General features: G+C 55.1%; 21 protein-coding genes and 2 pseudogenes. 17 read left to right on the forward strand and 6 right to left on the reverse strand.

The genetic code is table 11. The annotated features are described in order from the left end of the window. The 10 genes and pseudogenes from ACK3CV_RS12370 to ACK3CV_RS12415 all read left to right on the forward strand — a co-directional run. Nucleotides 1-1,151: RHS repeat-associated core domain-containing protein (locus ACK3CV_RS12370; RefSeq protein ID WP_489009861.1), on the forward strand; the 1,151-nt coding region annotated here is incomplete at its 5' end. After that, a complete protein-coding gene (locus ACK3CV_RS12375) occupies nucleotides 1,145-1,690 on the forward strand; it encodes an SMI1/KNR4 family protein (protein ID WP_086579803.1) in 546 nt (181 codons plus the stop codon). The genes ACK3CV_RS12370 and ACK3CV_RS12375, both read left to right, overlap by 7 nt. A gap of 116 nt (nucleotides 1,691-1,806) precedes the next feature. Continuing rightward, a pseudogene (locus ACK3CV_RS12380) lies at nucleotides 1,807-2,415 on the forward strand (RHS repeat-associated core domain-containing protein); the annotation flags it as partial. A 262-nt stretch (nucleotides 2,416-2,677) separates the two neighbouring features. After that, nucleotides 2,678-3,016, forward strand: a complete 339-nt coding sequence (locus ACK3CV_RS12385; protein ID WP_139120345.1) for a hypothetical protein — start codon at nucleotides 2,678-2,680, stop codon at nucleotides 3,014-3,016. 123 nt (nucleotides 3,017-3,139) lie between these two features. Continuing rightward, nucleotides 3,140-4,411, forward strand: a pseudogene (locus ACK3CV_RS12390) (RHS repeat domain-containing protein); the annotation flags it as partial. Continuing rightward, the gene (locus ACK3CV_RS12395; protein ID WP_164039056.1) at nucleotides 4,402-4,794 is read left to right on the forward strand and encodes a hypothetical protein; all 393 of its coding nucleotides are present in this window, start codon (nucleotides 4,402-4,404) and stop codon (nucleotides 4,792-4,794) included. The pseudogene ACK3CV_RS12390 and the gene ACK3CV_RS12395, both read left to right, overlap by 10 nt. 164 nt (nucleotides 4,795-4,958) lie before the next feature. After that, nucleotides 4,959-5,417, forward strand: coding sequence for a hypothetical protein (locus ACK3CV_RS12400; RefSeq protein ID WP_164039059.1), 459 nt, complete (start codon nucleotides 4,959-4,961; stop codon nucleotides 5,415-5,417). Nucleotides 5,418-5,429: 12 nt separating this feature from the next. Further along, the gene (locus tag ACK3CV_RS12405) at nucleotides 5,430-5,795 is read left to right on the forward strand and encodes a hypothetical protein (RefSeq protein WP_239504633.1); all 366 of its coding nucleotides are present in this window, start codon (nucleotides 5,430-5,432) and stop codon (nucleotides 5,793-5,795) included. A gap of 65 nt (nucleotides 5,796-5,860) precedes the next feature. Continuing rightward, entirely contained in the window at nucleotides 5,861-6,190 is a 330-nt protein-coding gene (locus ACK3CV_RS12410; RefSeq protein ID WP_164039061.1) for a hypothetical protein, read from the forward strand. 518 nt (nucleotides 6,191-6,708) lie between these two features. Continuing rightward, the gene (locus ACK3CV_RS12415) at nucleotides 6,709-7,089 is read left to right on the forward strand and encodes a hypothetical protein (RefSeq protein ID WP_164039064.1); all 381 of its coding nucleotides are present in this window, start codon (nucleotides 6,709-6,711) and stop codon (nucleotides 7,087-7,089) included. A 68-nt stretch (nucleotides 7,090-7,157) separates the two neighbouring features. Here the strand turns inward: ACK3CV_RS12415 and ACK3CV_RS12420 are convergent, their stop codons facing one another. Together ACK3CV_RS12420 and ACK3CV_RS12425 are read right to left on the reverse strand one after the other, a co-directional pair. Then, complete coding sequence (locus ACK3CV_RS12420; protein ID WP_164039067.1) at nucleotides 7,158-8,054, reverse strand: PhzF family phenazine biosynthesis protein; 897 nt, start codon at nucleotides 8,052-8,054, stop codon at nucleotides 7,158-7,160. Nucleotides 8,055-8,108: 54 nt separating this feature from the next. Further along, nucleotides 8,109-9,026, reverse strand: coding sequence for a DMT family transporter (locus ACK3CV_RS12425; RefSeq protein WP_164039071.1), 918 nt, complete (start codon nucleotides 9,024-9,026; stop codon nucleotides 8,109-8,111). A gap of 181 nt (nucleotides 9,027-9,207) precedes the next feature. Here ACK3CV_RS12425 and ACK3CV_RS12430 point away from each other — a divergent pair, with 181 nt between their 5' ends. The 4 genes from ACK3CV_RS12430 to ACK3CV_RS12445 all read left to right on the forward strand — a co-directional run bounded on the left by ACK3CV_RS12430 (nucleotide 9,208) and on the right by ACK3CV_RS12445 (nucleotide 11,793). Next, nucleotides 9,208-10,077: a helix-turn-helix domain-containing protein gene (locus ACK3CV_RS12430; RefSeq protein ID WP_164039073.1), complete on the forward strand. Its 870-nt coding sequence runs from the start codon at nucleotides 9,208-9,210 to the stop codon at nucleotides 10,075-10,077. A 17-nt stretch (nucleotides 10,078-10,094) separates the two neighbouring features. Then, nucleotides 10,095-10,529, forward strand: coding sequence for a VOC family protein (locus tag ACK3CV_RS12435; RefSeq protein ID WP_164039076.1), 435 nt, complete (start codon nucleotides 10,095-10,097; stop codon nucleotides 10,527-10,529). 424 nt (nucleotides 10,530-10,953) lie between these two features. Beyond that, nucleotides 10,954-11,292, forward strand: a complete 339-nt coding sequence (locus ACK3CV_RS12440; RefSeq protein ID WP_164039079.1) for a MoaF-related domain-containing protein — start codon at nucleotides 10,954-10,956, stop codon at nucleotides 11,290-11,292. A gap of 9 nt (nucleotides 11,293-11,301) precedes the next feature. Further along, the gene (locus ACK3CV_RS12445; RefSeq protein WP_033634495.1) at nucleotides 11,302-11,793 is read left to right on the forward strand and encodes a nuclear transport factor 2 family protein; all 492 of its coding nucleotides are present in this window, start codon (nucleotides 11,302-11,304) and stop codon (nucleotides 11,791-11,793) included. A 171-nt stretch (nucleotides 11,794-11,964) separates the two neighbouring features. Here the strand turns inward: ACK3CV_RS12445 and ACK3CV_RS12450 are convergent, their stop codons facing one another. Next, nucleotides 11,965-13,164 carry a multidrug efflux MFS transporter gene (locus ACK3CV_RS12450; protein ID WP_164039082.1) on the reverse strand — a complete coding sequence of 400 codons (1,200 nt, stop codon included), beginning with the start codon at nucleotides 13,162-13,164 and terminating at the stop codon, nucleotides 11,965-11,967. A gap of 228 nt (nucleotides 13,165-13,392) precedes the next feature. Between ACK3CV_RS12450 and ACK3CV_RS12455 the strand changes: the two genes are divergently transcribed. Next, complete coding sequence (locus ACK3CV_RS12455) at nucleotides 13,393-13,842, forward strand: MarR family winged helix-turn-helix transcriptional regulator (RefSeq protein WP_049196729.1); 450 nt, start codon at nucleotides 13,393-13,395, stop codon at nucleotides 13,840-13,842. Nucleotides 13,843-13,879: 37 nt separating this feature from the next. Here ACK3CV_RS12455 and ACK3CV_RS12460 read toward each other — a convergent pair whose 3' ends face one another. Continuing rightward, the gene (locus ACK3CV_RS12460; RefSeq protein ID WP_019456316.1) at nucleotides 13,880-14,161 is read right to left on the reverse strand and encodes a YjcB family protein; all 282 of its coding nucleotides are present in this window, start codon (nucleotides 14,159-14,161) and stop codon (nucleotides 13,880-13,882) included. Nucleotides 14,162-14,456: 295 nt separating this feature from the next. On the opposite strand from ACK3CV_RS12460, the gene mrdA reads away from it, so the two are divergent. Together mrdA and ACK3CV_RS12470 are read left to right on the forward strand one after the other, a co-directional pair. Further along, the gene (gene mrdA, locus ACK3CV_RS12465; protein ID WP_164039085.1) at nucleotides 14,457-16,382 is read left to right on the forward strand and encodes a penicillin-binding protein 2; all 1,926 of its coding nucleotides are present in this window, start codon (nucleotides 14,457-14,459) and stop codon (nucleotides 16,380-16,382) included. Between the two features lie 107 nt (nucleotides 16,383-16,489). Continuing rightward, the gene (locus ACK3CV_RS12470; RefSeq protein WP_033634500.1) at nucleotides 16,490-18,208 is read left to right on the forward strand and encodes a penicillin-binding transpeptidase domain-containing protein; all 1,719 of its coding nucleotides are present in this window, start codon (nucleotides 16,490-16,492) and stop codon (nucleotides 18,206-18,208) included. Here ACK3CV_RS12470 and ACK3CV_RS12475 read toward each other — a convergent pair. Together ACK3CV_RS12475 and ACK3CV_RS12480 are read right to left on the reverse strand one after the other, a co-directional pair. Beyond that, on the reverse strand, nucleotides 18,198-18,383 hold the full coding sequence (locus ACK3CV_RS12475) for a hypothetical protein (RefSeq protein WP_072022342.1): 186 nt from the start codon (nucleotides 18,381-18,383) through the stop codon (nucleotides 18,198-18,200). The genes ACK3CV_RS12470 and ACK3CV_RS12475 overlap by 11 nt on opposite strands. Further along, the gene (locus ACK3CV_RS12480) at nucleotides 18,341-19,579 is read right to left on the reverse strand and encodes a hypothetical protein (RefSeq protein ID WP_164141088.1); all 1,239 of its coding nucleotides are present in this window, start codon (nucleotides 19,577-19,579) and stop codon (nucleotides 18,341-18,343) included. Before ACK3CV_RS12480 ends, ACK3CV_RS12475 begins: the two co-directional genes overlap by 43 nt. Between the last annotated feature and the right edge of the window lie 68 nt (nucleotides 19,580-19,647).

Consider the following 19,647-nt stretch of genomic DNA (forward strand, 5'->3'; position numbering starts at 1 on the left):
CGCAGAGCGACATCGACGCGCACCTGCCGCTGGCGCCGATCGCCGATAACCGGCTGACGCACTGGCAAAAACTGTTTTACCGTTACGACGCCTGGGGCAACCTGATCAGCCGGCGCAACGGCCTGTACGAACAGCACTACCGCTACGACGCCGACAATCGGCTGGTGCAGGCGCACGGCCGCGGCCCGCAGGGCGAGTTCGAGGCGCAGTATCATTACGACGCGCTGGGCCGCCGCAGCCGCAAGGCGGTGCGCTACAAGGGCAAAACCGAACAGACGACCCGTTTCCTGTGGCAGGGTTACCGGTTGCTGCAGGAGCAGCGCGACGACGGCAGCCGCCGCAGCTGGAGCTACGATCCGGCCAGCCCGTGGAGCCCGCTGGCGGCGCTGGAGCAGGCGGGCGACAGCCGCTCGGCGGATATTTACTGGTATCACACCGATCTGAACAGCGCGCCGCTGGAGGTGACCGACGCGGCGGGCAACCTGTGTTGGTCCGGGCAATACGACACCTTCGGCAAGCTGCAGGGCCAGACGGTGGCCGGCGCGGCGAAGCGGCAGGGCGCGCAATACCAGCAGCCGCTGCGCTACGCCGGGCAATATCAGGACGACGAAAGCGGCCTGCACTACAACCTGTTCCGCTACTACGAACCCGAGGTGGGGCGTTTCACCACGCAGGATCCGATAGGGTTGGAAGGCGGGTTGAACCTTTATCAGTATGCGCCGAACCCGCTGATGTGGGTGGATCCGCTGGGGTTATCTGGAACTCGAATTCCGAGGACAAATGGCCATTGGGATGGCGTTCCTGGTGAAAGTAATTGGTATTCTTATAAGCCAGCGGTAAATGCCGTTACAAATAATCAGCCAATACCATTCTCTAATGGGCGGCCAGATTTTTCTCCATGGTCAAAAGGAAGCATAACTTTTGAAAATGGTGTTCTGGATGGTACTGAAAAAGATTTCCCTAAAGTATACAAAGCAATAGCTAAAGAGAAGGGCATTACGCAAAGTGCTGCCCAAAAATTATTGCGTAAAAATAAACTAACTCCACACCATCTTAGTAATACAGAGATAATATTGGTACCTCGTGGGTTGCATGGAAATGTACCACATATAGGCTCTGCATCAGATATGAGGAATGGAAAAAAATGTTGAAAAAGCTAGAAAAACTTGGTGCTGCTCTGAGTAAACTATCGAATGGGGTAGATGACCCTTTATTCAAGAAACTTGAAAATTACTCTGGTGCTTTACCGAGTGAATATTGTGATTTTTTGGTTAACTTTAGCCAGGGAGCTGAGTTTGACTCTTTAATCGTTTATAAAGGAGTTGAAGCCTCTCCTTGGGCAAGTAAAGATGGATATGATTCACTGGAGTATTTCTATGGATTAAGTAATTCAGAGGGAGAGGGGGATGTCTTTGAGTTCATTGAAATGTATAAGGATGATCTTGGGAGCCAATGGTTACCCATAGCATCATCAGATGGTGGTAATCAAATATGTCTTTGCCTAACGGGGAAAATGGTTGGACAAATCTGGTTCTGGGATCATGAGGCAGACCCTTTATATGATGAAAATCAAGTAATATCAGGGTTGTCACTAGCTGCTTACGATTTGAAAGATTTCATTTTCCGCCTTGAAATTGATAAGGAAGAACCTGATATATCAGGGGTAAAGAAAGTCGTTTTAGATTTTTGAATATATTTATGCTCTTTAAAAATAAACTAAAAGAGCAATAACGAAACTGGTCCTCAGGGTGTTTTTACCTAAGCCCACAGAACGACATCAACGCGTACCTGCCGTTGGTGCCGATCGCCGACAACCGGCAGGTGCAGGCGCACGGCCGCGGCCCGCAGGGCGAATTCGAGGCGCAGTACCATTACGACGCGCTGGGCCGCCGCAGCCGCAAGGCGGTGCGCTACAAGGGCAAAACCGAACAGACGACCCGTTTCCTGTGGCAGGGCTACCGGTTGCTGCAGGAGCAGCGCGACGACGGCAGCCGCCGCAGCTGGAGCTACGATCCGGCCAGCCCGTGGAGCCCGCTGGCGGCGCTGGAGCAGGCGGGTGATAGCCACTCGGCAGATATTTACTGGTATCACACCGATCTGAACAGCGCGCCGCTGGAAGTGACCGACGCAGCGGGCAACCTGTGCTGGTCCGGGCAATACGACACCTTCGGCAAGCTGCAGGGCCAGACGGTGGCCGGTGCGGCGAAGCGGCAGGGCGCGCAGTATCAGCAGCCGCTGCGCTACGCCGGGCAATATCAGGACGAGGAAAGCGGCCTGCACTACAACCTGTTCCGCTACTACGAACCCGAGGTGGGGCGTTTCACCACGCAGGATCCGATAGGGTTGGAAGGTGGGCTGAATTTATATGCTTATGGGCCAAATCCTTTAACTTGGATAGATCCATTTGGGCTGAGCTTCCTTGAGATCGTAGGTGATGCTGCTACGACAACCGGGAAAAAGTTCCAAGGTGCTGAGATTTATAAGATAACTAGTAAAGTTAAAGTTGGGGATGTGACCTTTAAAAAAGGTGATTACTTCTATTTGGATAATCTCCATAAAGATCACTATGAAACCTTCTCATCGTTGGATAAATCCAAAGGAGTGTTTAATTTGGATGGTTCTTATAATGAGGAAAAGTCAATTAAAGCTGCAAAAAGAAAAGGTCCGGGGTGTTAAAGTGGATGATAATTTAAAATATGATATTTTAAAAAACAAAGATGATTTGATTGAAGGTACATTTTGTTACTCTCTATTTGAGGATGCTTTTTTTGATGAGCGGTTACTAATTGATTTAATAGAAAAGTCAGAGTTGTTTGTTAAGGAAAATAATCGAGATGAAGATGTTTTAAATTTGCTGTCATGGGTTGTTAATGGTGTTGATCAGTGTTTCACATCCCACAATGATAAAGATGACTATTATTCAATTGAAAACTATTCTGTGAATTTGGAGAAAAAATGGTGGGAGGTGTGGCGACCTGAAGTTAATAAGATAGTCAATGGTGATAAAGATTGTTAGAGTTTTACAACAAATTTGAGCAACATTGAATATGAGATGTAAGGTAGAGGCTTGAAAAGGAGATATTAGGTTCTTTAAAAATAAAAAAAGGAAGAGTAAAAACATTAGATTGTTAGTTGCATCAAAGGCCGCTTGCTGCAACACCGCGAACCCAATCAGGGCAAACCGGGCGCGCGGCTGGTGTACGATCTGGCGGATAACCTGCTGGGCGAGCGCAGCCCGCAGAGCGACATCGACGCGCACCTGCCGCTGGCGCCGATCGCCGATAACCGGCTGACGCACTGGCAAAAACTGTTTTACCGTTACGACGCCTGGGGCAACCTGATCAGCCGGCGCAACGGCCTGTACGAACAGCACTACCGCTACGACGCCGACAATCGGCTGGTGCAGGCGCACGGCCGCGGCCCGCAGGGCGAGTTCGAGGCGCAGTATCATTACGACGCGCTGGGCCGCCGCAGCCGCAAGGCGGTACGCTATAAGGGCAAAACCGAACAGACGACCCGTTTCCTGTGGCAGGGTTACCGGTTGCTGCAGGAGCAGCGCGACGACGGCAGCCGCCGCAGCTGGAGCTACGATCCGGCCAGCCCGTGGAGCCCGCTGGCGGCGCTGGAGCAGGCGGGCGACAGCCGCTCGGCGGATATTTACTGGTATCACACCGATCTGAACAGCGCGCCGCTGGAGGTGACCGACGCGGCGGGCAACCTGTGCTGGTCCGGGCAATACGACACCTTCGGCAAGCTGCAGGGCCAGACGGTGGCCGGCGCGGCGAAGCGGCAGGGCGCGCAGTATCAGCAGCCGCTGCGCTACGCCGGGCAATATCAGGACGACGAAAGCGGCCTGCACTACAACCTGTTCCGCTACTACGAACCCGAGGTGGGGCGTTTCACCACGCAGGATCCGATAGGGTTGCGCGGTGGGTTGAACCTTTATAGATATGCTCCAAATCCTTTGGGATGGATAGATCCTCTAGGACTTAGTGGCTTAAATAGCCTTCAGCAACAAATAGATGAGATTCTATTGGAACATCTTCCTGCTATACAGAAGATAGATCCAAACGCAACCGTTGGATATAGAGGTAGCGCTGCAAGTGGAATAAGTAAGTCCCATGATCCTGCTATTGCTCGACCTATTAACATGAATGATTTCGATGTTGATGGATTTATTAAGTCGGATTACTTAGCGAGTTCACCTGAGTTTAGGAACAGACGCCGGGACGCATCTAAGCTTGAGGGGATGAAATCAATAGAGGAGTCTATCGATTCGAAGTTAAGACAGAAATTCCCAGGGTTAAGAAATGAACCATTTGGGTTTAGAGTGTTCTACACCCATGAGTTAGATGATCTGGCTAGAAAAGGCGACGTCCAAAGAAGGTTAGGGCGTTTCGGATGTTCATGAAATGGAGAGTGGCTGTGAACGAGAATAGGCAATTAGGTATTTTATTATTGGAAGATATTCCATTTGATGAGCTGCTTATTAAACTGGAAAGGGCGTTTGGTGTTTCACTTCCTTGTGAAGATGATAAGGGGCGGTATGTGGCAAAAGCAGAACTAGAAGATTATAATATAGAGGTTATAGATAGAGTTGATAGGTTGGGGGATGTTCTTTGTGATGATAACCACGTGATCGACGTGAAAATAAAATCTAATGATTTTTTTAATCCAGACTTTGAGAGAAAAATAAAAAAAATACTAAGAGATGGAGATGTGAAGTGGAAGGATGGAATTTGGACTAAGCTTCATAGGGATGAGGATTATAGAGTCGTCTATCCTGACTCTTAATATTCACGTTAACAATATAACCATTTCTAAATCTGCGTTAGAGCCGGCAATTCTCAGTCGGTTCTAAATGTCTAGAATGAAAACTATCTAAAAGAGCAGGTTTGATAATTTTGAAATATCCATCCGTACACATTGATAAATCATTTAATATTACGGTGTCTAACATGATTGATTTTAACGCGAGGATTGTGTCGGGTGTTTCTATAGGGAATGTCGTTACAAATGAAAATATTTCATTATATATTAATGAAATGCACTCCAGATTTAGCGTTAAGATTAAAAACTACTTCCTACCTGACGGGAGTGAGCGAAAGTCATATGCAGTCGATAATACCTTAACCGTCATAACTGATAAAGACGGTGTCATTTTGTCACTTGGATGTAATGCTCATTATCAAGGAGGCTACGATGGAATCATATTCCCCGGAATGAAAATAATAGATATAATCAAACTGACGACATCACAGAAAATATACAATGGTTCAATCATTATTAATGATGACTTTGGTGTTTCGTTTATCCTCCCACCTCCATATGATGAGATCGCCGATGCGGTAAACTATATTCCTGCTGGGGTGATAATAAACGAAATTTTCGTGTCTGATTTTTCATTCTGGCGTTAAATTATGGAGTATATGAGTAAGTTTAGTGGGCATGTAATTAAATTTGGGGTGAGTGATATAGTTGTCACTGGCTACTTAGATTCGGATACAGCGCCGGTTTTTCACCCGATGTATGACAGGGTTTACTTTATATCAGGTGAGACTATACTTGAATTTTACATTCATGATGATGGGGTTGTTAATCCACATTTAGTTGAAAACATCGCTCCGTGGTTTGAAGTGGATGTGGATGATCAATTTTCCATGATGTCAATCTATTTACAAGCTTTTAAAACTGAACGGGAAGTTAAAATAATTGCAGTGAATTATAGTGAAGAACCGTTCCAGTGTTCATCGTCAGGTATAAAGATGGTGACAATGAAAATTCACTGTATTTAGAGCCAAAGAGTTTTTTTGGCTTTTTGATTTCATAGAAAAAACCACGGAATGATTAGGAGTTCAATGTGAGCAAGGAATTAAAGCTTGATGTTATGAATAACAAAAATGACTTGATTGAAGGGACTTTTTGCTACTCGCTTTTTGAGAGGTCGTTCTTTGATGAAAAGCTATTAAGTGACTTAATAAATAATTCAGAGACGTGTTTAAAAGAAAACGAATATGATAAGGATGTTTTAAATTTGCTATCATGGATTGTCAATGGTGTTGATCAGTGTTTTATATCCCATAATGATGAAAATGACTATTATTCAATTGAAAACTACTCTGTGGTGTTGGAAAATAGGTGGGTGATTTTGTGGCGGTCAAAAATTGATAAAATAATTGGTGGGGCGTAAAATGAGCATCAAGAAAATACAAGAGAAATAGGAGGGCAGTCAGTTAATTGGACTGATTCTCATTACAAGTAAAAACAATACAACAAGAGAAATAAATATTTACTCTGAAGAAAGTGATGGTTTCAAAAATACTTTTAATAAGGAGTATAAAATTTCATATGGGAGTGTTATTTAGTTAAGTTCACTCATTAAGAAACGTGATTATTTGTGGTCTGAAATTCAAATAAACAACAAAGTATTGTTTCCAGATGGTGACGTTTTATTTTGCGGGGAGGGCGAAATGGGGAGTGATGGTTTTATTGTCAGAGCAGATAAGTATAATAAATTGAAATGGTTCATGTACTCTACGATCTCTAACCCATTTGTTGATGTTATCAGGGTAAACGGTCGGCTGCATATAAAATCCACGTTGGGTTTTTATCTTGACTTCGGGATCGCTGACAATGATATTTTTCTAATTGACATTATTAGTGTCAAACCTAATGATCAATGAGTTTTTAATGTGATGGAGGTTACCAATGATTAACAAAGCTAGTATGGCTGATGGTATCCTTTTTCGAGATGAGAATGACTCGGATGAAACTGTAATTTTCAATTTTTATACTTGGGTGGAAATGCTTAAAGCGATCATTGTTAAATATGCACAAAATTCTGAAAGTGACGCGGAGTTATTGGTTTTATCACCGAGTTTAGTGTGCAAGCCTATCAGAAGTTATATGGCTGTCTGTCTCAGGATCCATGAAATTGAATATCATTGGGCAATGCTGATAGCTTATGGTGAACAGTATTGGCTGAAAGGTGTAGAATCCAAACAGCCTGATGGCTACTTTGACTGGGATGTGCAACATAGGAAAGAACATAACTTGGCAGAGGAAAGCTTTGTTTTTAGCAATTCATGAATTGCGACCCGATAGGGTCAAACATCCCTCCAAATGTCCAACGCCTTCCTTATCCTACATCCCCCAAACTAAATACCCAATGTCCCATCAATCAGGGTGCGGCAGTGCCCGCCGATCCAGGGTTCGCCGTCAATAAAGCGCACGCTCACGCGGCCATCTCGATTCAGTTGGGTGCCCTGGCGCACCTGGTAGCCCTGTGCGGTCTGGCCGCCGTCGGGAAAGCGGCTGGCCTTCAATAAGCGCGCCAGGCAGGCGTTGGCGCTGCCGGTCACCGGATCTTCAATCAAGGCGCCGCATTCCACCATAAATGCGCGCATTTCGTAATCTGCCGGTTCGGCCGCAGAACAGGCGCCATAGATCACCACGCCATCCACATCGCAAGCCGTTTGCAGGCGTTTAATCGTGGCCTGATCCGGCGTCACCGCCAGGCAGGATTGTGCGTCCGGCAGGCGTACCATCAGCCAGCGAATGCCCATCTCGGCAATCACCGGCAGGGAGCATCCTTCAATCCGCGCGGGCCGTAAAGCGGCCATCAGCCGTTCTGTTTCCTCAGCCGCCATTGGGCGGAGCTCAACTTCGGGTGCGGCGAACGCCAATGTGCCTTCCGGCTGGATATCGACCGCCACCAGGCCGACGCCGCATTCCTGCATCACCGTCCCAGGCCGTTTAGGCGTCAATCCGGCCTCCAGCAGGGCGTGGGCGGTGCCCAGCGTCGGGTGGCCGGCGAAGGGCAGCTCTTTTTCGGTGGTGAAAATGCGCACCTTATAATCCGCCGCCGGGTGCGTCGGTTTAAGCACAAAGGTGGTTTCCGAAAGGTTGGTCCAACGGGCCAATGCCAGCATTTGCGCGCTGCTCAGCCCCTCGGCCTCCAGCACCACCGCCACGGGGTTGCCCTGCAGCGGCGTACGGGTAAACACGTCCACCTGTTTGTAGGCGCGGGGTGTCACATCATCACTTCTGAGCATTGGCCATCATCCGTTATCAACAAAACCTGATGATAACGATATTCGCCAATGGCTTCAAAGGGTTGAGTTTTTTTTTGGGATACCCGCCCGTCGCCATTTCAGCCCCGGCTTGGCGAACATCACCAGGTTGCCCAGCAGGATCAGGCACAGGCCCAGCACGGCGTTGAAGTGCCACTGATAGCCTTCGTAGATCGTTGAGATGGTCAGCGCCACCAGCGGGAATAGCAGGGTGCTGTAGGCCGCCGCGCCGGCGCCGATGCGGCCGAGCAGGCTGAAGTAAGCGGCGAAGGCGATCACCGATCCGAAGATCGCCAGGTACAGCAGGGAGCCGATATAGCGGCTGCTGTATTCCATCTGGAACGATGCGCCCTGCGCCAAGGCGATCAGCGCCATCAACAGCGCGCCGTAGGTCATGGCGTAGGTGTTGGTGGAAAAGATATCCAGCCCGCGGCGCTGATGGCGCGTGCTGATCATGTTGCCCAGCGAGAAGCCGTAGGTGCCGAGCGCGCTCAGGCCGATGCCTTTGAGCAGCTCCGGCGCCATGCGGGTGGCGGCCAGATCTTGCCAGAACAGCGCCACGATGCCGGTCAACCCCAGCAGCGCCGCCGGCAGCAGGTTGGGGCTGGGGCGCTGGCGGAAAAACAGCAGGCTGTTGAGGGCGTTGAACAGCACCGCCATCGAGAAAATCACCGATTCCAGCCCGCTGCTGATATAGGCCGCCGCGTGGTAGAAGCAGAAGAAGTTGAAACCGAACACGCAGCAGCCCTGCAGCACGCAGAACAGATGATCGCGCGGGGCGAGGCGGCGCAGGCGGCGCGTTAGCAACAGCACGGCGAACATCACCGCGGCGGAAATGGCGAAGCGGTAAGCGATCGAGACGGGAATGGCCACCGGGCCTTCCTGTTGCAGGGTGATCGCAATCCAGGTGGTGCCCCAAATCAGCACCACGGCGAGGTACAACAGCGCATTCATTCTATTTGTTACTCCGAAAAAACCGATGGCGCAGTATCCGCTTTGGCGCGCGGCGGCGCTTGCAGCGCTTTGCGCCCAGTTGCATATTCTTGCGTTTTTTTTGCCAAAAGCGCGGGGCGGCGGCTGGTATGCGGCGGCGCCACTCTTTACACTGTCGGCATGTCGAACAACGGGGCCGGCGATGTCCAACTATCAGGCGTTTGAAACACTGCGTGAGCACAAGGCGCGGCTGCACGGCAGCGTGCTGCTGGGCACCTGCGTGGAGCTGGCCGCCTGGTCCAACTGCAACGATCGCGTCACGCAGGAAAGCGCCGATCACCATACCCTGAGCCTGTACGTCGCCGACGGCTATGAGTGCTACCAGCAGGTGCCGGGCGGCTGGCGCAACGGCGGCGGGCCGGATCGGTTCTGCATCATGCCGCGCCAATACGCCTCCACCTGGGACGTGCGCAGCGATCTGTCGTTCGTGCACCTGTATTGCACCGACGGGCATCTGCGGCAGCTGGCGGAGCAGACCTGGGATCGCAGCCCGGCGGCGATCAACGTAGAGCCGCGCAGCTTCGGCGAAGATCCGCAGATCACGCTGCTGTATCGCCAATTTTTGCTCAACTGCGACTGGCGGGACAGCGCCAATCTGCTGGCGCTCAGCAGCGCGTCTAACCTGCTGATGTCGCATCTGATCCAGCGTTACAGCCAGCTGCAGTGGAAGCTGCCGCCGGTGCGCGGCGGCCTGGCGCCTGCGGTGGCCAGGCGGGTGCGGGAATATATCGAAAATCACCTCGATCGGCCTTTGCTGTTGGCGGATCTGGCGGCGCAGGCCGGGTTGAGCGAATACCATTTCGCCCGCATGTTCAAGCACGTCACCGGGCTGGCGCCGCACCAGTTTGTGATGCGCGCCCGGCTGCAGCGGGCGGAACGGCTGCTGCGGCACAGCCAACAGCCGATCACCGAGATCGCGCTGGCGTGCGGCTTCAGCTCCGCCAGCCATTTCAGCAACCGCTTCAAGGCGGCCTATGGATTTGCTCCGCTGCAGGTGCGGCAGGGGCGCTAACCGGGAGGGAGTGCAGCATGGATCAACAGTTTGTCGGGCTGGGCGTGTTGTTTGTCGCCGGATTTGGGCCCATTACGCGTGAGAGCGACGAGAGCAAGGCGTTTTATGTCGAGGCGCTGGGGTTGCCGCTCAAGCCGATGCCGGGCAACGAAACCTATCTGCTATCGGAGCAAGGCGCGCTGGAAGGCGTGAAGCATTTCGCCCTGTGGCCGCTGGCGCAGGCGGCGCAGTCCTGCTTTGGCGACGATCGCTGGCCGGCGGATCTCGCGCTGCCGCAGGCGTGGATCGAGTTCGACGTGGCCGACATGGCGGCCGCCACCCAGGGGCTAGTCGATCGCGGTTATCGGCTGTTGGTCGCCAACCGCGAAGAGCCGTGGGGGCAGAGCGTTACCCGTTTGCTCAGCCCGGAAGGGTTGCTGGTCGGCGTCACCCATACGCCCTGGCTGCGTTAAACGCCACGCCGTTCGCCGCCGCCTTTCGGGGGTGGGCGGCTTAAGAACAAATACGCATTAGCTTAAAGCGATCTGCGCTATAGGCCCATCAAATCTCCGAGCAGTTTCCCTTCCTGAAAGCAGAAATTCCGTTCATTGCGTAAAAACCAATGGCCAGAACGCGCTATTGCCATGCCATTCCGCGGCGATTTTTCGCCGTCTTTTTTCGCCGCCAGGTGCCTGATAGGAATAGAGATTATTCTTATATTTCTGGCCATCGCCAAGTGATGATAATGATTCTCGTTTTCAACCACGGAAAGGAGAAGGAACGATGAAAACAGTGAAGAGAACGGGCATCTCGCTGGCGATAGCCCTGACTTTCCCCCTCGCATTACCCGCCGCTACGGCGGCGCAACCCTCCCTGACAAACAGTAAGGCGGCAACGATGACGGAAAAACACGGGCAGTTCATTGCGGTCGGTAAAGTGGTGCAGGTGACCTTCGGCGATTTCGCCTTCAAGCTGGATTTTACCGATGACAAGACCATGACCTTCACCGGTATCGGCGAGGCGTCGCAGGGCATCACCGACACCGTGCAGTACACCGCGGTGGAGATCCGGCCAAAGGTCTATATGGTCTATTGGCACGAACCGCAGTCCGGCGACAACGTGACGCATATCGAGGACTTTGAGCGCGGCGAGGTGTACACCAACATCGCCGCCAAGGACGGCAGCTTCACCCATCTGAAAGGGCAGCTGAAAATCGTAGATCACTCAGGAAAATAAGGAGCAGTTATGAAAAAGGCATTGATCACCTGTGCGATCGTCGGCGGCTTGCTGGCGAGTTACCCGGCGCTGTCAACGGATCAGGCGGCGTCTGACAAATCGGCCGGCAAAGGCGGTTATCATCATGCCCAGCAGAAGCTGAAGGTGGTGGAAGATCTGTACGCGGGCTTCTTCAACCGCCACGACATCGGCGTGGCGCAGAGGCTGATTGTGGAAAACTACAAGCAGCATAACCCGTTCGTCGGCGATGGCATCAAGCCGTTCCTGGATTTCTTCAGCCAGACCTTTAAAGACAATCCGCAGTACAGCGCCAAAATATACCGCAGCGCGGTCAACGGCGATTTAGTCTATGTTCACGTCAAATACCAAAATAACCCGCAGGATCGCGGCACCGCCAGCGTGGATATTTACCGGGTGAACGATCAGGGGAAAATCACCGAGCATTGGGACGTCAATCAGGATGTGCCGGAAAAATCGGCCAACGACAATACCATGTTCTGATCCGCAAGGGCCGCTGCGGCGGCCCTCAACACGCCCGCAACACTTTATTTACTTACATAAATATTAAATGACCGCCGCGTCGAGTAGGCTACGGCCGCCTTTGGCAGTGGTGGCACGGTTGATGGGCGTCATTGTCCCACCACTGCTTGAGGCGTTTCCCCGCATTCCCCGTTATCCCGCGCGTTGATTCTCCACTTTTTTGAACTGATGGCGCAGCTGCAGCGCATTGCAAAGCACCAACACCGCCGTCACCGCGAACACCCAGCGGAACCCCATCATCGCCGAAATGCCCGACCCCAGCAGCGGGCCAACTACGTTGCCCAGGTACATAAAGGATTGGTTATAGCCGAAGATGCGCCCGGTCACCTGATCGGAGGAATACTTCAGCAGCAGCGCCTGCACCGCCGGCATCAGCGCGCCGTCGGCGAAGCCGAGCAGGAAGCGCAGAATGCCCAGCTGCAGCGGCGTATTGACCCAGGCCATCACGGCGAACAGCCCGGTGGTGAACAGCAGCGCGGCGATCAGGATGCGCGCGGTGCCGATGCGATCGCCGAGCCGCCCGAGGCGCGGCGCCGAGATCAGCGCTGCAATGCCGGGCACGGCGGCGATCATGCCGCTGACAAAGGCGATATTGCCGACGTCGCCGGACAGCTCGCGAATGAACAACGTCAGGATCGGGCTGATGGACGAGTTGGCCAACTGGATCATCAGGGTGCAAACGAACAGGGTGAGGATCAGCGTCGGATAGGGCAGCGAACGGAACACCGCCTTGCCGCTCAGCTGATCCGCTTTTTTCACCGTGATGCGCCGCTCTTTAATCAGAAACAGCGTCACCAGGAAGCTGACGAACATCAGCCCGGCGGTGACGAAAAACACTACCCGCAGCCCCAGATGGTCGGCCATCAGCCCGCCCAGCAGCGGCCCGGCGATCACGCCGGAGATCTGCCCGGTAGAAAGCGTGCCCAGCGCCCAGCCGCTTTTATCGCGCGGCACCTGCGAGGCGACCAGCGCCATGGCGTTGGGAATATAGCCAGACGTCAGCCCCATCAGGGCGCGCAGTGCGAACAGCTGCCAGACGTTGGTGGCCAGCCCCTGCAGCGCGATGACGATCGCCATGCCCAGCGAGGCGCGCAGCAGCATCAGCTTGCGGCCTTTGCGGTCGGCCAGGCTGCCCCACAGCGGCGACACCACCGCCGAGACCAAAAAGGTGCCGCTGAACACCAGCCCGGACCACAGGCTGAGGGATTGGTGATCGTTGACGCCGAGCTGTTCGACGTACAGCGGCAGAAAAGGGAGGATTTGGCTCATCGCCAGCCCGGTGAAGAAACACCCGAGCCAGACCGAGATCAGATTGACTTTCCACGCTTCCATCGGCTTACCGTACCACGTTGAATAAGGAGGGATTTATTAAGCAAAATAATAATAACACTGCAAATTAATCGGCGAGGGGCAAATGCGTGAGCAAACGTAACCCTGCCGATGCAGTGTCTTTTTTGCTATATATTAATAGCTATATTATCATAGGTAATTGGGTTAAGCCAGAGCCGCGCGATCCGGCGGTGTGAAAGCAGAGATAAACTGAACGCTAGATTGATGCCAATGAAAAAAGATCATCCTGAAGACGTGACGCTGCTGCGCACGCAGTTAATGTCGCTGGTGCGCCGTTTACGGCGCGAATCGCGCAGCGACGAAAAATCCTGGGCCCAGCTGATGCTGTTGGGGGCTATCGATCGCCACGGCGGCGAGGCGACGCCGTCGCTGCTGGCGGAATCGGAGCGCATGCGTTCCTCTAACCTGGCGGCCGCCTTGCGTGAGCTGGAGGCCGATGGGCTGCTGGTGCGCACGCCGGATGCCGAAGACAAACGCCGGGTGCGGGTGCGCCTGACGCCCGCCGGGCTGGGCCTGCTGCAGCAAAGCCGCAGCCGGCGCGAGGCGTGGCTGCTGGCGGCGATGGAGAGCTGTTTAACGGAGCAGGAGCAGGCGCTGTTGATTGAGGCGGGGGCCTTGATGGCGCGGCTGGCGGCGGCGCCGTCAGCGGAAACGGAATAATCGGCGGGGCGGCCGGTGCGCCGCCCCCGCGACGAGGTTACGGCATCGGCCAATCGACCGGCATGGTGCTGACCACGTCCACATAGCGATCCCAGGCCGATGACCAGAATTGGGTGAAAGCTTCCAGGGTGAGGTGGATGCCCATCAGGCCCATCACGAACCAGCAGGCGGTAAACAGGCCCAGGCTGCTGAACATGAACGCCATGCCGTTGCGGCTGGTTTTACGGCAAACGACGTTTAACTGGCTGGCGAAGAACATCATCACGGCGCTCAGCAACTCCCAGCGCATCATGATTAAACCGGTGGCAATGGTACTCATCGAACTCGATCCTATATAACAAAAATCCGCATCCGGCAGGGCGCCGACAGGGAAATGCGGGGGGAATATCGGGAATAGTGTGATTCAGATCACATTGTAGCATTGGGGCGAACGGCGGCTCAATGAGAAGCGCGGTGAAAAAAACGCCGACGGTAACATTCCAATATGCTGAAACAGTTATGCCATTTCATTAGCAACCTTTTCATGGGGCGGTGCGCCCGATAACGCTATGCTTGCCGGCTTTTCAGTTCCCTGATTTTGCGGGGAAATGTGACGCAAAAGGTATCGGCACCGCATGGCCCTGTTAAAAGAAACAATTCGCGACCACTCTGCGGAAGAGAGGCTGTTTATCCGCCGGGCAGGCGTGGCGCTGGCGCTGGTGGTGGTCTGTTTCGGCGCGCTGATCGTCAACCTCTACCGGCTGCAAATCCGCCAGCACGGCTTTTACCAGACGCGCTCCAACCAGAACGACATCAAAATGCTGCCGATCGCCCCCAGCCGGGGGCTGATCTTCGATCGCAACGGCACGCCTTTGGTGCGAAACGTGACACTGTATCGTATCGAGATCACGCCCAGTAAAATCAGCGACATGGCGGCGCTGCTGCAGGCGCTGACGCCGATCGTCGACCTGACGCCGGAAGACATCAGCGCGTTTCGCGACGACATGCACCACAACAGCCGCTACAAACCGGTGACGCTCAAAGCCGGGCTGAGCGACACCGAGGTGGCGCGCTTTGCCGTCAATCAATACCGTTTCGACGGAGTGACGATCGATACCTATCAACAGCGTGAATATCCTTACGGCGCCCAGCTGGCGCACGTGCTGGGCTATGTGTCGAAGATCAACGACAGCGATCTCAAACGCCTGGACAAGGCCGGGCTGAGCGAGAACTATGCCGCCGATCGCAACATCGGCAAACAGGGCATCGAGGCCTATTACGAGGCCGAACTGCACGGCACCACCGGCTATCAGGAGGTGGAGGTGGATAACCACGGGCGGGTGATCCGCCTGCTGAAGGAGCAGCCGCCGAAGGCCGGCAAGAACATCTACCTGACGCTGGATTTGCCGCTGCAGCAGTACATTGAATCGGTGCTGAAGGGGCAGCGCGCCGCGGTGGTGGTGGAAGATCCGCGCGACGGCGGCATCCTGGCGATGGTTTCCAGCCCCAGCTACGATCCCAATCCTTTCGTCAAAGGCATCGGCTATCAGGCCTATAAGGCGCTGCTGACCAACCCGGATTTGCCGCTGATCAACCGCGTCACCCAGGGCTTATACCCGCCGGCGTCGACGGTAAAGCCCTACATGGCCGTTTCGGCGCTGTTCGCCGGGGTGATCACGCCCACCACCACCTTTTTCGGCGCGCCGACCTGGACGCTGCCCGGCACCGAGCGCCGCTACCGCGACTGGCTGAAAACCGGCCACGGCATGCTCAACGTCACCAAAGCGATCGAGGAATCCGCCGACACCTTCTTTTATCAGGTGGCGTATGAAATGGGCATCGATCGTATCCACCACTGGCTGAGCCAGTTCGGCTACGGCCAGTCCACCGGCATCGATCTGAACGAAGAGTACCGCGGCGTGCTGCCGAGCCGCGACTGGAAGCTGAAGGTGCACAAAAAAGGGTGGTATCAGGGGGATACGGTTTCGGTGGGCATCGGCCAGGGGTATTGGGTGGCGACGCCGATCCAGATGGTGAAAGCGCTGACCACGCTGATCAACAACGGCCAGGTGAAAACGCCGCACCTGCTGTATTCGCTGCAGCAGGGCGACCGGGTGACGCGCTACCCGCCGCCGGCGAAAACGGCGCAGATCGGCGATCCCAATTCGCCTTACTGGGGCATCGTGCGCAACGGCATGTACGGCATGGCCAATCTGCCGAACGGCACCGGGTACAAGCTGTTCCACACCGCGCCGTATCAGATCGCCGCCAAATCCGGCACTTCGCAGGTGTTCAGCCTGAAGCAAAACCAGACCTACAACGCCAAAATGATCCCGGTGCGGCTGCGCGATCACATCTTCTATACGCTGTTCGCGCCTTACAAAAACCCACGGGTGGCGATGGCGCTGATCCTGGAAAACGGCGGCGGCGACGGCGTGGTGGCGGGGCCGACCGCGCGCGCCATCCTCGACCATATTTTTGACCCGGCCAACGCGCCGCAGCCCGGCGATGCGGGGCAAAGTAAACCGCAGTTAAACGACAGTGCCGATGTGCAACGGTGAGGCGGTTTGTTTTTACTTTCTTACAAACTGCAATCTCCTGACCATTTCCGGCAAGGTAGACTGAAATAACACCATAAACCGAATAAAAACGCAGGGTTAACACAACAGTGGCGCCATCGACCAAAAAAAGCGGTAAAACCTATTCCACAGTTCGTTTCGGCTGGATTTGCGCCGGCATGCTGGTCTGTTTTTTTCTGTTGGCGTTCAGGGTCGGTTACCTGCAGCTGCTGGAGCACCAGCAGCTGGCGGATCAGGCCGATCAGCGTTCGATCCGCACCCAGGTGGTGCCGACCAACCGCGCCATGATCACCGATCGCAACGATGAGGCGCTGGCGGTCAGCGTGTCGTCCAAAGACATCGTACTGGATCCGAAGCATATTCTCGATTCCCAGACCGACACCGGCAACGAGCGCTGGCAGAGCATGGCCAACGTGCTGAAGATCCCGCTGGCGGACGTGCAGCATCTGATCCAGAGCAACGCGCACAAGCGTTTCGTCTATCTGGCGCGCAAGGTGGAGGACGACAACGCTGCCTACATCAGCAAACTGCACCTGACCGGCGTCAGCACCGAGCAGGATTTCAGCCGCTTTTATCCGATGGGCCAGGACGCCGCCGGGCTGATCGGCATCGTCGGCCAGGACAACCAGGGGCTGGAGGGCATCGAGCTGGGCTTCAACCCGCTGTTGCAGGGCAAAAACGGCCTGCGGGTCTATCAGAAGGACGGCAGCGGCGCGGTGATCGGCGTGCTTAAAAGCGTGGATCCGGTGCCGCCGCCAAACGTGACGCTCAGCATCGACAAATTTATCCAGTACGTACTCTATGCGCAGATCCGCGACGGCGTGGTGGCCAACCAGGCCGACTCCGGCTGTGCGGTGCTGGTCAAGATCGACACCGGCGAGATCCTCGGCATGGCCAGCTACCCGTCGTTCAACCCCAACAACTATGCCGGCACCCCGGCGAAAGACATTCGCAACGTGTGCAGCAGCGACAGCTTCGAGCCGGGCTCGACGGTGAAACCGGTGGTGGTGATGGTGGGGCTGGAGCATAAGCTGATCCGGCCGGATACGGTGCTGGACACCACGCCGTATCGGGTGAACGGTCACCTGATCAAAGACGTCGGCCACTGGTCGAAGTTGACCATCACCGGCGTGCTGCAAAAATCGAGCGACATCGCGGTATCGCACATTGCGCTGGCGCTGCCGGCCACGGTGCTGCCGGCGGTCTACCGTAGCTTTGGCCTGGGGCGGCCGACCGAGCTCGGCATCGGCAACGAGAGCAGCGGCTATCTGCCACAGCATCGCGAACGCTGGGCCGATATCGAACGCGCTACCTTCTCCTTCGGCTATGGGCTGCGCGTGACGCCGCTGCAGATGGCGCGCGAGTACGCCGCTATCGGTTCCTTCGGCATTTATCGGCCGCTGTCGATCACCAAGGTGACGCCGCCGGTGATGGGGCAACGCATTTTGCCGGCGGATACGGTACGCTCCGTGGTGCATATGATGGAGAGCGACGCCTTGCCGGGCGGCAGCGGGGTGAGCGCCGCGGTGCCGGGCTACCGGCTGGCGATCAAAACCGGTACCGCCGAGAAAATGGGCCCGAGCGGCAAATACGACGGCGGCTACATCAACTACACCGCCGGCGTGGCGCCGGCCAGCGATCCGCAGGTGGCGCTGGTGGTGATGGTCAACAACCCGAAAGCCGGCAAGCACTTCGGCGGTTCGGTGGCCGGGCCGGTGTTCGGCAAGATCATGGCCCAGGTGCTGGAGCACATGAATATTCTGCCGGATGCCCAGCCGCTTAACGTGGTGTCGTCGGTCAAGGGGTAACCGAGGGCGAGCGAGATTCCAGCAGGCGCTTCAGCGCCTGCAGATCGGCGTTCACCAGCCCGGCGTCGCAGGCGAACAGCGCGTCGACCATGCCCGGCTGGCGGCGATGCTTCAGTGTAGATCCCGCCGCGTTCAGAAGTAGTAACCGATGTTCACGTTGGTGCGAAAATACCATTTATTGCTGCCGGAGGATTGGGTGCCGGTCCAGCCGGTGGCGTTTTCCACGCCGCCCCACGGGTTGGCGTTCTGCGCCCAGGTCAGATCCACCCACAGCATCACCGGCATGGCGAACACCTGAACCCCCAGCGTGTTCATTTTAGAATCTGAGCCGCCGTGCCTGTCTTTCCAGAGCACGCTGTAGTCGTTGTAGAACCGCAGCTTTTTCACCGGCCCCCAGGGTACGTCGACGTCGCGCGCCAGGTTGATGGCGGCGGTGGTGGCCTGCGACGGGATCAGATAGGCCGGCGTCAGGCCGTTGCCCCCCATCAGGATCACCGAATTGTTGGCCCCGGCCGGGCCTTTGGCGTCGTAACCGTAGCGGATCACCTGGCCGGACAAATGCCAGGGATCGTAATTCACCAGCGTATGCAGGCCCGCCGCCCAGAAGCTGCCGTTATCGCCGGTCGCCTGGTTATAGAGCCGCGAGGCCGCCAGCGAACCGCCAAACTCATTGTCCCAGCCGCCCTGGTGGAAAGCGCGCGTCAGCCGCAGGTTTACCTGATCGCGTTTTTCGTTGCGCTGCAGGTGCTGCGACGCATAGTTGGTGTTTTTCAGATCGTCGTAGCTGGCGACGTCGGGGGCGTAACGCACGCCGGTCGGCATCATGCGCGGGTAGTAGGCGGCGTCGAAGGCCCAATCGTCATGCTGATATTGGTATTTGGCGCCCAGCCCGGTGTTGACGCCAAAGCCGAGGTAAAACGGAATACCGTACGACCAGCCGAACTGCGGGTAGGGCATCAGGCCGAACGGTTTGAACGGCGCGCCAAGCTGCACGGCGGAACGTTCAGACAGGTGGTAACCGACATAGGCGCGGTCGATGGCGTATTTGCGCCGATCCTGAAACCAGAATCCGCTATCGAAAAACGCGTCGTTTATCTGGCCGGCGGCATCGATGCGAAAGGCGTCAAAGCGTAAATGCGGCGGATTCCGATAATTGCTGCTGTGCCAGTCTTCATAGCGATAATTGGCGCGCAGCGCGCCGCCGATATCAATATTCTTTTTACTATCCTCGCTTTGCCAATGAATATGCGGCAATGCCGGACGGCTTTTTTTTACCGGTGCCGCGGTGGCGGCAGCGTCGTTGGGCAATGCGGCGGTGGCCGCATAACTCACTGGTGAAACAAGGAAAAAACAAAGCGTGATCGTGCGCATGCCTGGCCCCTGATGAAAGTAGACTGTTTATTAAGGCGAGCGAGTTTCACCTGTGAACAGGGCATTCA

The sequence above is a fragment of the Serratia sp. TSO36 genome, from assembly GCF_057808395.1.

Excerpts from the sequence above, each read along its gene's own strand:
- mrdA (WP_164039085.1), top strand. The coding sequence starts at position 14,457 with ATGGCCCTGTTAAAAGAAACAATTCGCGACCACTCTGCGGAAGAGAGG.
- ACK3CV_RS12375 (WP_086579803.1), top strand. The coding sequence starts at position 1,145 with ATGTTGAAAAAGCTAGAAAAACTTGGTGCTGCTCTGAGTAAACTATCG.
- ACK3CV_RS12435 (WP_164039076.1), top strand. The coding sequence starts at position 10,095 with ATGGATCAACAGTTTGTCGGGCTGGGCGTGTTGTTTGTCGCCGGATTT.
- ACK3CV_RS12450 (WP_164039082.1), bottom strand. The coding sequence starts at position 13,164 with ATGGAAGCGTGGAAAGTCAATCTGATCTCGGTCTGGCTCGGGTGTTTC.
- ACK3CV_RS12395 (WP_164039056.1), top strand. The coding sequence starts at position 4,402 with ATGTTCATGAAATGGAGAGTGGCTGTGAACGAGAATAGGCAATTAGGT.
- ACK3CV_RS12405 (WP_239504633.1), top strand. The coding sequence starts at position 5,430 with ATGAGTAAGTTTAGTGGGCATGTAATTAAATTTGGGGTGAGTGATATA.
- ACK3CV_RS12480 (WP_164141088.1), bottom strand. The coding sequence starts at position 19,579 with ATGCGCACGATCACGCTTTGTTTTTTCCTTGTTTCACCAGTGAGTTAT.
- ACK3CV_RS12440 (WP_164039079.1), top strand. The coding sequence starts at position 10,954 with ATGACGGAAAAACACGGGCAGTTCATTGCGGTCGGTAAAGTGGTGCAG.
- ACK3CV_RS12475 (WP_072022342.1), bottom strand. The coding sequence starts at position 18,383 with ATGGTATTTTCGCACCAACGTGAACATCGGTTACTACTTCTGAACGCG.
- ACK3CV_RS12400 (WP_164039059.1), top strand. The coding sequence starts at position 4,959 with ATGATTGATTTTAACGCGAGGATTGTGTCGGGTGTTTCTATAGGGAAT.
- ACK3CV_RS12455 (WP_049196729.1), top strand. The coding sequence starts at position 13,393 with ATGAAAAAAGATCATCCTGAAGACGTGACGCTGCTGCGCACGCAGTTA.
- ACK3CV_RS12420 (WP_164039067.1), bottom strand. The coding sequence starts at position 8,054 with ATGCTCAGAAGTGATGATGTGACACCCCGCGCCTACAAACAGGTGGAC.
- ACK3CV_RS12430 (WP_164039073.1), top strand. The coding sequence starts at position 9,208 with ATGTCCAACTATCAGGCGTTTGAAACACTGCGTGAGCACAAGGCGCGG.
- ACK3CV_RS12415 (WP_164039064.1), top strand. The coding sequence starts at position 6,709 with ATGATTAACAAAGCTAGTATGGCTGATGGTATCCTTTTTCGAGATGAG.
- ACK3CV_RS12460 (WP_019456316.1), bottom strand. The coding sequence starts at position 14,161 with ATGAGTACCATTGCCACCGGTTTAATCATGATGCGCTGGGAGTTGCTG.
- ACK3CV_RS12445 (WP_033634495.1), top strand. The coding sequence starts at position 11,302 with ATGAAAAAGGCATTGATCACCTGTGCGATCGTCGGCGGCTTGCTGGCG.
- ACK3CV_RS12425 (WP_164039071.1), bottom strand. The coding sequence starts at position 9,026 with ATGAATGCGCTGTTGTACCTCGCCGTGGTGCTGATTTGGGGCACCACC.